The 13,064-nt window shown below is 34.9% G+C and carries 6 protein-coding genes; 4 read left to right on the forward strand and 2 right to left on the reverse strand.

What is annotated here, in order from left to right; all coding sequences use genetic code 11:
• The first annotated feature begins 6 nt into the window (after window positions 1-6).
• Window positions 7-261, forward strand: a complete 255-nt coding sequence (locus IC221_RS18355) for a 4a-hydroxytetrahydrobiopterin dehydratase (protein WP_188170381.1) — start codon at window positions 7-9, stop codon at window positions 259-261.
• Here IC221_RS18355 and mutL read toward each other — a convergent pair.
• Window positions 258-2,270: a DNA mismatch repair endonuclease MutL gene (gene mutL, locus IC221_RS18360; RefSeq protein ID WP_188170361.1), complete on the reverse strand. Its 2,013-nt coding sequence runs from the start codon at window positions 2,268-2,270 to the stop codon at window positions 258-260. The two genes, IC221_RS18355 and mutL, sit on opposite strands and share 4 nt — an antisense overlap.
• A 173-nt stretch (window positions 2,271-2,443) precedes the next feature.
• Window positions 2,444-4,132, reverse strand: coding sequence for an energy-dependent translational throttle protein EttA (gene ettA, locus IC221_RS18365; RefSeq protein ID WP_188170362.1), 1,689 nt, complete (start codon window positions 4,130-4,132; stop codon window positions 2,444-2,446).
• A gap of 479 nt (window positions 4,133-4,611) precedes the next feature.
• Between ettA and IC221_RS18370 the strand changes: the two genes are divergently transcribed.
• The 3 genes from IC221_RS18370 to IC221_RS18380 all read left to right on the forward strand — a co-directional run bounded on the left by IC221_RS18370 (window position 4,612) and on the right by IC221_RS18380 (window position 13,050).
• Window positions 4,612-6,423, forward strand: coding sequence for a DUF349 domain-containing protein (locus tag IC221_RS18370; RefSeq protein ID WP_188170363.1), 1,812 nt, complete (start codon window positions 4,612-4,614; stop codon window positions 6,421-6,423).
• Between the two features lie 235 nt (window positions 6,424-6,658).
• Complete coding sequence (gene gldN / locus IC221_RS18375) at window positions 6,659-7,516, forward strand: gliding motility protein GldN (RefSeq protein ID WP_188170364.1); 858 nt, start codon at window positions 6,659-6,661, stop codon at window positions 7,514-7,516.
• A gap of 155 nt (window positions 7,517-7,671) precedes the next feature.
• Window positions 7,672-13,050, forward strand: coding sequence for an alpha-2-macroglobulin (locus tag IC221_RS18380; RefSeq protein WP_188170365.1), 5,379 nt, complete (start codon window positions 7,672-7,674; stop codon window positions 13,048-13,050).
• The last annotated feature ends 14 nt before the right edge of the window (window positions 13,051-13,064 follow it).

Here is a 13,064-nt window from a genome sequence, read left to right on the forward strand (position 1 = left end):
CTTTTGATACAAAAATTATTAGAAATGAGTTGGATAGAAAAAGACAGTAAACTTCAGAAAACTTTTACTTTTAAAGATTTCTCAGAAGCTTTTGCTTTTATGACAAGGGTGGCGTTTTTAGCAGAACAGCATCAACATCATCCTAATTGGTCGAATGTTTGGAATACAGTAGAAATTCACCTCACCACGCATGATGCAGGTAATACTGTTACAGAAAAAGATAGGGATTTAGCAGAAGCTATTGATCAGTTGTTGAACTAGCGGATATTGAATAAACCCTCAATTTGAGCGGTATCCATTAATACAACTGTTTTCTTTCCGTCAGGAGTGTAGTTTGGTGACTCGCAAGAGAAAAGTTGTTCAATCATAGATTTCATCTCTTGTAATTCTAATACCTGACCACTCTTGATACAAGCTCTTTTTGCTAATGCTCTCGCAATGTTTTCATTAGCAGAAAGACGCAATTCTTGATTGTGTTTTACTTGCTCAAGTAGTTCTTCTAGGATTTCTTGTTCATCACCGCCTTGTATAATGGCCGGAATGCCTTTGATTAGAATCTCATTATTTTCTTCCATTGAAAAACCAAAACCTAAAGCAGTAATTTCAGGAGAAAATTCAGTAAATAATACAAAGTCAGAAGGATTCAACGCTACTTTTTTAGGGAAAAGCAACTGTTGTGATACACCTGAAGAATTATCAATTTGTAAAAGGAATTTCTCATACAAAATACGCTCATGTGCTGCTTCTTGATTCATGAGCATAACACCTGATTTAACCTGATACATGATAAACTTCTGATGTAATTGCGTAGGAATTACATTGTCAGAAGGAAAACCTACATTATCAGAAAGCTTTTCAACAGACTGATCTATATCATTGGCCCTTGAGCTGTATGTGATCGGTTCATCAGGAGTTTCAGAGGTCGAGAAATTGTTAGAAGAAATTTGTTCTTCATCAGGGTTCCAAGGAGTGAAATCAGGCATATCTCCCGCTTCTTTATCACTCCAAGAATTCAATCGAGAAGAAACTTTTACAAAATCTTCTCCATTACTTCCCTGATCAAAAGGAACATTGACCACAAAATCATCTAATGGAGTAGAAGTACTACCAATATTATCGGAGAAAGTAGTTGAATTACTTTCCGATGGGGGAGGTAAGTCTGGAAGATTAGAAGAAATTTCAATACTATCTATACTTGGAGGAGTAGAAGATAGCATTGGTCCTTTTTCTTCGTCTTTTGCAAAGTTGACGTCAATACCAAAGTCAATTGAAGGCGCAACGCCATAGCTAGCCAATGCTTGTTTTACAGCAGCACTAACAATTGCATAAGTTGTTCTTTCGTCTGCAAATTTCACCTCTGTTTTTGTAGGGTGAACATTCACGTCGACATTGGCAGGATCCAATTCAATAAACAAAAGGTAGAAAGGAAAATGATTTTCAGGAAGAATAGTATCATAAGCAGTCATGATTGCATGGTTTAATGCCGAATGCTTAATGTATCTTCCATTGACAAAGAAAAACTGTTCACCACGTGTTTTCTTGGCATTTTCAGGCTTCCCGATATAACCTTTTACTTTGATTACTCCCAAATCCTCTTGACAAGGATAAAGTTGTTCTTGATAAGATTTGCCGAACATGGAAACAATACGCTTTGCAATATTTCCAGCTCTGAGGTTATAAATTTCTTTATCTTCAGAAATCATAGTCATTGAGATTTCAGGGTGAGCCAATGCCACTCTTTGGAATTCATCAATGATATGTTTTAATTCAACAGGATTCGATTTTAAGAATTTTCTTCTTGCAGGAACATTGAAGAAAAGGTTTTTTACAGAAAATGCAGTTCCTTTAGGAGTACTGATTGGTTCTTGATTTTTTACCTCTGAACCTTCTATTTCTAATAAAATACCTAACTCATCCTCTTCTCTTCTAGTTTTGACAGCCACTTGAGCTACTGCAGCGATAGAAGCGAGTGCTTCACCTCTAAAACCAAATGTATTGATATTGAAGAGGTCTTCAGAAGATCCAATTTTAGAAGTAGCATGACGTTCAAAACTCATACGTACATCAGTTTCAGACATACCGCATCCATTATCAATCACTTGAATTAATGTTTTACCAGCATCCTTCACTTTTAGTACGATTGATCTACTACCAGCATCGATGGCATTTTCCACCAATTCTTTCACCACTGAAGCGGGGCGTTGCACCACTTCTCCAGCTGCAATTTGATTGGCTAATGACTCAGGTAATAATCGTATGACGTCTTGCATATTCTATCTTTGACTATATTTGATATAGTAAATTTTCAAAATTCTTGTTGAAAAAATTCAATAAAAAAGAATCTCATCAGAATTACAAAAATAACCTCTTTTTGTTTAAAAAAAATGCTTCTATTATCATTATTAGATAAAAGAAGCATCTTTTAGAAAAGTTTGTAAAAAAACTATTTCATCAATTTTTTATATTTCAATCTTTTTGGCGTTGTATCACCTACTTCTTCTCTTCTCTTCGCTTCATACTCTGAGAAGTTACCTTCGAAGTAACGTACTTTTGAATCACCTTCAAATACCAATAAGTGAGTAGCTAAACGGTCAAGGAACCAACGGTCGTGAGAAATAATTACGGCACAACCAGCAAAGTTCTCTAATGCTTCCTCTAACGAACGCATAGTGTTAACATCCAAGTCGTTGGTAGGTTCATCAAGTAACAATAAGTTAGAACCTTCTTTTAAGGTCATCGCTAACTGTACTCTGTTTCTCATACCACCCGAAAGATCACTGATTTTCTTCGATTGATCATTTCCTGCAAAGTTGAACTTACTCACATAAGCTCTAGAGTTGACTTGTTTACCACCAATTTCCATGAGTTCATTACCTCTTGAAATTGTTTCCCAAACTGTTTTATTAGGATCCATCAATGCATGTTCTTGGTCTACATAACCAATTTGAACAGTATCACCTACTTCAAAAGTACCATTGTTCGCTTGAAGTTGACCCGTGATCAATTTGAATAATGTAGTTTTACCTGCACCGTTTGGACCAACGATACCTACAATACCACCTTGAGGTAACGTGAAGTTTAAGTCTTCATAAAGTACTTTATCATCAAAAGCCATAGAAACTCCTTTCGCTTCGATCACTTTACTACCCAATCTAGGTCCAGCAGGAATGTAAAGCTCTAACTGTTGTTCTTTTTCCTTTGCCTCCTCGTTTAAGAGATTTTCGTAAGACGATAAACGTGCTTTTTGTTTTGCATGTCTACCTTTAGGAGTCATACGTATCCAATCCAACTCACGCTCTAATGTCTTCTGACGTTTTGATTCTTGCTTTTCTTCCTTCGCTAAACGCTTTTGTTTCTGATCTAACCAAGAAGAGTAATTTCCTTTCCAAGGAATACCTTCACCACGGTCCAACTCAAGAATCCACCCTGCCACATTATCCAAGAAATAACGGTCGTGGGTTACGGCAATGACAGTACCTTTATATTGTTGTAAATGTTGCTCTAACCAGAATACTGACTCCGCATCCAAGTGGTTGGTAGGTTCGTCAAGTAATAGAACGTCAGGAGCTTGTAATAATAATCTACATAAAGCAACTCTACGTTTCTCACCACCAGAAAGTACACCTACTTTTTGATCTTCAGGAGGACAACGTAAAGCATCCATTGCTCTTTCTAATTTGCTGTCCAATTCCCAAGCATCAAGATTATCTAATTTCTCTTGCACTTCTCCTTGACGCTCAATGAGTTTGTTCATTGCGTCAGGATCTTCAAGAATCTCAGGCTCAGCAAATTTTAAGTTGATTTCTTCAAATTCTTGAAGTAAATCTACCGTTTCTTTAGCTCCTTCTTGAACAACTTCTTTCACCGTTTTTTCAGGATCTAATTGTGGTTCTTGCTCTAAGTAACCAATGCTATATCCTTGAGAAAAAACGACTTCACCACGATACTCTTTATCAACTCCTGCAATGATTCTTAAAAGAGAAGATTTACCTGATCCGTTTAGACCTAAGACACCAATTTTGGCTCCATAGAAAAAGGATAAATAAATATTTTTAAGGACCTGTTTATTAGGAGGATATACTTTCGTTACACCCGCCATTGAGAAGATGACAGTTTCGTTATTGTTGCTCATATCTTTAAATTATTGAACTAAAAACTCTTATTTTCCGTAAATGTAGAAGAATACTTAAATTAATCACTAATAAAAGTGAGTATATCGTGGTAAAATTTGCAAATCAAAATCAAAGGTAGCAAATTGCATAATAATTAGAGAATGTGAGAAAAACACCATGTATATAATATAAAGTGGCACAATTCTTATAACTTATTTAAGTATATATCTCATTCGTAGTAAATATATAGTTTGACTAATAAAATAATTTAAAAAACGTATAGATAAAAATTACAGTTAATTTAAAAAATTATCATAATTCGGTTTGTAAGAGACTATCAGAAACTATTGATCATTTCAATTCTTAAAGTTGATCAAATGCATTTTAATACTACGTTAATGACTAAGTATTAATTGATATTATCTTCACCAATTTATTTTATTAATAATTTAATCAACAGCTTTTATTATCATTTAAAAGACCAAACAGGCGAATAGCGATGTCAGATTCCCAAATTATCGAGCACAAGAACATTACAGAGTACGGCTATGTACAAGATGGTAAAGTATTTTTAAGAGGATATTACCATTTCCAAGACAGAGAAATTGGAGTCGTAAGAGAAAGTGAAGAAGAGAGTTTACAGTATTTTGTAGACCGTTTCACTATGGTAACAAACAAAGTTTTAGCAGTTAAAGAAGCAGTACATACCGCAGAAAATAAAGGATCATTCTTAATGAAGTTGATCCACATGCGTACTTACTTAGCTTCATTCAACGGATTAGGTGACTTTACTGAACTTTACGAAATCATCAATGTATTAGAAGATGAAATCAATGAGTACATTTCTGTCAACCGAGCTAAAAACCTAGAAATCAAAACTGCTCTTCTCAAAGAAGCTGAACAGTGGAAAGATAGCACTGATTGGAAAGAAGCTTCCCTTCGTTTCAAAGAGATCAAAATGAACTGGATCAAGACAGGTTCTGCTATTAAAGAAGAAGAAGAAGAACTGTCTACGAAGTTCAACCAATATATGGATGACTTCTACCAAGCTAGAAGTGATTTCTATGAAAAGCAAAATGCTCTTCATGAAGAATACATTGATCAATACGAAGCATTATTGATTAAAGTAAGAAGAATCAACCGTATGGGTGGTGGTGAAGATCACGCTCAAGAAGTAAAAGATTTACAGGCTCAATGGAGAGAAGTTGGTAACGTACCTAAGAAGAAAATGGGCTTCTTAGTACAAGACTTCAAACGTGAAACTGCTAAATTCTTCAGCTCAATCGGTGGTGGCGGATACCAAGATCGTGGTGGTTACCAACAACGCGGTGGCGGCGGATACCAACAACGCGGCGGTGGCGGATACCAGCAACGCGGCGGTGGCGGATACCAACAACGCGGTGGTGGCGGATACCAACAACGCGGTGGTGGCGGATACCAACAACGCGGCGGTGGCGGATACCAGCAACGTGGTGGTGGCGGATACCAGCAACGCGATAACGGTGGATACCAACAACGTGGTGGTGGTGGATACCAACAACGCGGTGGTGGCGGATACCAACAGCGTGATAACGGTGGTTACCAACAACGCGGTGGATACCAACAGCGTGATAATGGTGGTTACCAACAACGCGGTGGTGGCGGATACCAACAACGTGATAATGGTGGTTACCAACAACGCGGTGGATACCAACAGCGTGATAACGGTGGTTATCAACAACGTGGTGGATACCAACAACGTGATAATGGTGGTTATCAACAACGTGATAACAACTATGGCGGAGGAAGTGACAGACCAGCATATAGCACAAGAGATATGGGCGGGATGTCAAACAAAGCTCCACTAGAATCTAAAAAAGATTTACTAGAAACAGCAGAAAAGTACCTAAGCGATGGCGCACCATTCAACATTGCTAACATTAAGCAATTACAAAATGGTTGGAAATCATTAGGTAAGGAGCCTTCTCAAGAGGATAAAGAAATGAACTTACGTTTCCGTATCGTTTGTAACGAAATCTTCGAGAGTCACTTCTTAGAGCGTACTGCTAAGAACGAGGAGCCAGACTTATATAGCTTATCTGATTTTGAGCAATTAAAAATCAAATTAGATATTCTTAGAGAGTCTATCCGTAAAGACGAGCAAGAATTATTTGAATTCAATGCGAAGTATTCTTCGATTTTATCATCTCCAAATGCGGAGCAAAACACTGAAAATTATGCTTTATACCAAGAGCGTAATAACTATGTGAACAAATTGAAGACAAAACAACGTATTCTTAAGAAATTAGAAGATAAGTTGTTAGCAATGTAATTCAAAATAGAAATATTTATATTTAAGTGCCTTGAACGAAAGTTTAAGGCACTTTTTTATAACAGATAATTTATTTAAAAAACTGCTGATTAAACCTAAATTTCCTTTAATCTTAAGCCTAGCCTTACATCATTTTAATCATTAACAGTAAATACTCTTTAAATTTGTCACTTTATCAATGTGGCATGATATTTTTAATATGTCTGTTACAATATGAAATAATCCATCTATCATTATGCAGAACAGAATATTTATATATATACTAACAGCTTTTTTATTCATAGTAAGCAATGAGTCAAAAGCTCAAATGGCAGATACTTTGACAAACCCTCACTCTGTGATGGATATCCAGAATTATGAAGTGATGTGGAAGAAGTCATTGTGGTTCAGAGTTAATTTACAGACTAAAATTAATTATGGTTTCTTCTCTAAGAATAAAGAGTTGACAAAAATTATAATTGATGCTGTAAAGAATGATAGGATTGTACCTTATACAAGTGATACTTTAGATACAAGGTTATCCAAAGAAGAGTTTTTATCTCGTTTGATTATTCCTCAGACTGTAGGAGAAACAATTGACGATGATGATGAAGCGTGGGGTGATGTTGACGGTATGACTTTCAAAAATGATAGCGGTCAAAAGCCAGGTGAGGAGTATGCTCCAGAAAGATTATGGGCTATTGAATTGAAAGTAGATAGAGTTTTTGATAAGAGAAGATCAAAAATGTATAACGATTTAGTAGCAATTAATTTAATTATTCCAGCTTCAGAAAACCCTAAGGGTATTGATATTGAATTAGGATCTTTTTCTTACAGAGAATTAAATGAATTAGTTTTCCATAAAAGAGATGAAAATGGAAAATTAGTAGAAGATCCAGAAGCAATTTGGTTTAATGCTGCTAATTCAGCTCAAAATAGAAATTTAGGAGATGCATTTGCATTAGAATTATATGATGGACGATTGATCAAATTCGAAAATCCACAGAATAATTCAATCATTATGATGTATGGAAATAACAAAAAATCGCTTTACCAATCACAAGAGGCGGTTTATAAGTTAATGGAATACGAAGCCCTATTATGGGAATATTAAAACATTTATGTAATATATATTAAAGTCATATCCACGATATGACTTTTTTTGTATCTTTAATAAATTCACAAAGACAACTTTCCATAAGAACATACTTTGAACTTTACTTAAGCTGTAACAGATTGTTCAAAGGCGTTCAAAACCATGTAAAAGAAATGAAACAAAAACTACGAGCATGCCTATTACTGCTTTTATTTTTTAACTTATTAATTGGGTGTGATACTACCACTTCAGATGATGAAGAAACAAAGGTTATTTACAATAATTTTGATGGTGAAATTTCAACATTTCAGAACCTTTCTGTTACACTCAGTAAAGAAATAAGAGAATCAAAAAATGATGAATGGCTGAATGAACAGTATTTTACAATTTCACCAGAAGTAAAAGGTAAGTTTAAATGGACTGCTAAAAATACTGTGATCTTTTCACCTGAAAATGGATTTAGCCCAAGTACAGACTATACGCTAAAACTATCAGAAAGTGTTTTTGCAAAAGAAGGAATTGTACTAGATAAAAGTCAACTCAATTATTCCTTTCATACACCTTATTTAAAAGCAAATTATGCAAGTATTGCATGGGCTTTAGGGAAGAATAATCAAGCAGAACCTCATCTAACTTTAAATTTTAACTATTCTGTAGATAGAGAAAAGGTAGCTCAAAAAATCATTATCAAAGATGGTGATAGAGTTTTAAAAAGTGAGTTAGTTTCAAAAGGAAAAGGAACCCAAGTAGTATTAGCTATTAAAGGTGAAGTCCCAGAGAAGGAAGTAGCAGTGAATATTATTATTCAAAAAGGAATTATGCTAAAGAGAGCCAAAGTGGCTTCTAAAGAGCAAAAGTTGAAATCGATTATTCCTAAGAAAGAGAAATTCGAGATTTCATCTGTAGTGGCAAAAATTCTTTCGGATCAGAATGTCATCGAAATCAAAGCCAATCAAGGTTTCTATAATGAGAAATTGAAATCCAAAATTTCAGTATCACCAAAAGTGGCTTTTGAAGTGGAAACCATAGAAAGTGGTGTACAATTAGTAGGTGATTTTAGAGCAGGACAATCTTATACTGTATCAATTTCTTCTGAAGTAAAAGGTGTATTTAGAACAAAATTAGGAACAAGGTATAAGAAGAAAGTAGTGTTTGGTGAAGTAGAGCCAAGCATTTCTTTTGCAGATAAGAAATCAATCTATATGTCCAATAAGAGTAGCAAGAAGATTGATTTAAATATTATCAGTGTTCCTGAAGTAGACATCAATATCTATAAGATTTATAAGAACAATCTTTATGCTTTCTTTAACGATAACAGTAACTATCAGGAAAGTGATTACTACTATTATGGCCCTCAATATTATAAATTGGGTGATGAGGTGTTTTCTCAAAAAAATGTAGCTGTTAATGATTTACCAACGAGTGGTAATTTTCAAACTTTCTCATTGGACTTTTTAGATGAAAACAGATTCAATGGGGTTTATGTCGTTGAGATACGTAGTTCAAAGAAGAGATATTTAGCTGCCAGAAAACTGATTAGTATTTCTGATATCGGTCTTTTAGTAAAACAAGGAAAAAACAGTGTTTTGGTTTATGCTAACTCAATTGCGGATGCTTCACCAATTGAAAACACTAAGATCACTTTGGTCAGTAGAAATAATCAGGAATTGATCTCTGTCAATACAAATGCGAAAGGTGTAGCAGAGTTTAAAGACATAGAGAGTGCGACTAAAGGTTTTAATGTTAGAATGATTTATGCTGAAAAAGGTAATGATTTCAACTATCTAAATTATGATCAGACAAGAGTAGCAACTGAACGTTTTGATGTAGGTGGTATGCGTTTAAATAGTACAGGTTTGATGACCTACATCTACGGAGATCGTAATCTTTATAGACCAGGAGAGACAATTTATTATAAGACTATTACAAGAGATAAAGATTGGAATCCAATCACTGATCAGCCTATTAAAATAAAAGTTTACCTACCTGATGGTAATTTATTAAAGTCAGAAAGAGGTACACTCAATGAAGAAGGTTCGTATGAATCTAAAGTGAAATTAATGGATGGGGGTGTAACAGGTTATTATACTATTGAAGTCAGCACTGCCAATGATATCATTTTATCTTCTAAGAGAATCAGTGTGGAAGACTTTATGCCAGATAGAATTAAGGTCACTACAAAGACGGATAAAGAACAAGTAGGAGTAGAGAGTAAGTTTGAAATCAATGCTACAGCCATGAACTTGTTTGGGACTCCTGCATCAGATAGAAGTTATGAAATTGATTTTTCATTAAATCGAAAAAACATTTATGTAAAAGAACTGTCAGAATATAATTTCAACCTGAAAGGAAATATTTCATTACGATATGAAGATCATTTAAGACAATCCAAAACAGATGCTGCAGGTAATTTCTCTGAGACCTTCTTAATTGAAGATATTTATAAAAACAGTGGTATTCTGGAAGGTAAATTATATACAACTGTATTTGATGAATCGGGAAGACCAGTAAGAAGACTAAATACAATTGAGATTCCTACTCAAGATTATTTCTTAGGGGTGAAGGATCAAGATTGGTACATTAAAACAAGGCAACAAACTAGATTACCATTAGTAGCAGTTGATAAGAATAGAAAAATAAAGAGTGGTGTTAAAGCGGAAGTGGAATTGGTACGCTATGAGTGGCAATCTGTTATGGAGAGTACTTATAATGGAAGATACCGCTATGTTTCTCGTAAAAAAGAAATTGCTTTAGAGAAAACATCAATTACTATTAATGGTAAAAATACAACGTATGATTTCTTACCGGAAGCCTCAGGGCAGTATGAAGTAAGAATACGTCTTCCAAAAGCAAAAACTTATATCTCTAAAAGGTATTATGCTTATGGCTGGGGGATGACATCAAGCAGTGCTTTCCAAGTAGATAAAGAGGGTAGAGTAACGATTGAAGCAGAAAACCCTACATATCAAGTTGGAGATAAAGCGAAGTTACTATTTAAAACTCCTTTTAAAGGAAAGCTATTAGTTACAGTAGAGCAAGATGATGTATTATCACATTATGAATTAGATACTGATGAGCAATCGGCTTCATTAGAATTACCAATTCAAGAAGAATACCTTCCTAATGTTTTTGTAACAGCAACTCTAATTAAAGGGGCAAAAGATAATGCACTTCCATTGACAGTTGCACATGGGTTTACATCTATAAAAGTGGAGTCAGTAAAATCTAAGTTAGCCTTAAAAATTAATGCTCCTAAAGAAAGTAGATCCAACAGAACTCAAGAAATTGAGGTGGTCGCTGAAAGTGGTGAGAAAAATATAGAAATGACTATTGCAGTAGTGGATGAAGGGATTCTTCAAATCAAAAACTATAAAACACCAAATCCTTTCAACTACTTCTACCAAAATAGAGCTTTAGGAGTAAATACCTATGATGTATATCCATTAGTCATGCAGTTCAAACAACAAGCAAATAGCTTTGGATCTGATATGGCAAACCTTGGAGCGAGAGCAAATCCTATGGTTAACAATAGGGTCAACTTAGTTGCTTTTTGGAGTGGTACCTTGAAAACAGATTCTGATGGAAAAGCTTCTTTTAAAGTCGATATTCCAGAATTTTCAGGTGAGTTGAGAATCATGGCTGTAGCTAATAAGCAAAAAGCATTTGGATCTGCTGAGGCAAGAATGAAAGTAAAAGATCCACTGGTATTGAGTGCTTCTTTACCGAGATTCTTAAGTCCTTCAGATGTGAATGATGCAAGTGTGATGATGACCAACACGACTAACAAAGAAGTGAGGGTAAATACTAAAGTGAATGTTTCAGGAGCTTTGACGGTTGATCAATCACAATTAGAAACGGTAACTATTCCTGCCAATTCAGAAAAGAGAGTTTCATTTAAATTAACAGCAGCTCAAGAGATTGGAGAAGGAAAAGTAGTAGTTATAGCCAATGCCAATGGTGAAGATTTTATTACTAAGACCAACTTGAACGTAAGACCTGTCACCTCTTTATTGAAGTCAACAGCATCTGGAGTTGTAAAAACAGGTAATAATAAAACCGTAGACTTGAAAAAGGATTATATCAGTTCTTCTGTCAACGGCAAACTATGGTTGAGTAAGTCACCAATGCTTGAATTTGCGGAAGATTTGAACTACTTAGTAAGATATCCTTATGGATGTGTAGAACAAACTGTTTCAGCAGTATTCCCTCAATTGTACTTAGCAGATTTGGCATCTAAAATGACCAAAGACGTAAGTGAAGGAAGTGTTGATTATAACATCAATGAAGCAATCAGAAAGCTTCAAAGTATGCAGATTTATAATGGTGCTTTGACGTATTGGCAGGGTGGAAGTTATGAAAGTTTCTGGGGATCAGCCTATGCAGCTCATTTCTTGATGGAAGCTCAGAAAAATGGGTATCAAGTGAATCAAAAAACTTTGGATAAACTTCTGGATTATTTGAGTAAGAAAGTAAAGAAGAAGAGTACTCGTAATTATTACTATTACAGTAATGGTACTAGAATCATTGAAAAAGCAGCGAGTAAAACAGTATTCTATTCTTTATATATCTTAGCTGAAGCCGGTAGAGCAGATATTGCTACGATGAACTATTACAAGCAGAATCAGAAATTAATACCAAGAAATTCAAAATACATACTAGCTACGACTTATTTAAGAGCAGGAGATCAAAAAACATATCGCCTTCTCTTACCTAATAAGTTGAATTCAGACAAAGCAGAGAAAGAATTTGGAGGAAGTTTCTCTTCTTATATTAGAGATCAAGCATTAGTATTGAATGCCCTTTTGGGAACAGATCCTAAGAATGCTCAAGTTGGAACTATTGCAAGACACTTAACAGAAAGCATGAAATCTGAAAGTTGGATGTCTACACAAGAAAGAGCATTTAGTCTATTGGCTTTAGGAAAGTTAGCCAAGAAAGCAAATTCTCAAGAAGTGAAGGCATCGATTACAGCAGACGGTAAGAAACTTGCAAGTTTTAATAATGAAGATTTAACGCTGACAAAAGAGGTATTAGGTAAACAAATCAATATTGCAGCTTCCGGAAATGGAGAATTATATTATTTTGCAGAATTAGAAGGACTTAATGCTTCTGGAGTGTACCCTGAAGAGGATAAAGGTTTGAAAGTAAGAAGAACCTATTACAATCGTGAGGGGCAAGTAATTAATTCTGATCAGTTTAAGCAAAATGAATTGATCATCGTAGGAATTTCATTACATTCAGATGGGAAAGATATCGAAAATGTAGTAGTAACAGACATGTTGCCTGCAGGTTTTGAAATCGAGAATCCAAGACTTGGAGCAGTACCTGGCGTTAAATGGACAAGAGATAAAGCTTCTACTCCACAGCATGTAGATTTCAGAGATGACCGTGTTAATTTCTTTGTTACTGCAACAACAAAATCAAGAACATATTATTATGTAGTTAGAGCAGTTAGTAAAGGTACATTTAAGGTTGGTCCAGTAAGTGCCGACGCAATGTATAATGGAGAATATCGCTCTTATCATGGAGCAAAATCAATAGTGGTTGAATAAGATATTTAAACATA

This window comes from Flammeovirga sp. EKP202, from assembly GCF_014534745.1.
Taxonomy (GTDB): domain Bacteria; phylum Bacteroidota; class Bacteroidia; order Cytophagales; family Flammeovirgaceae; genus Flammeovirga.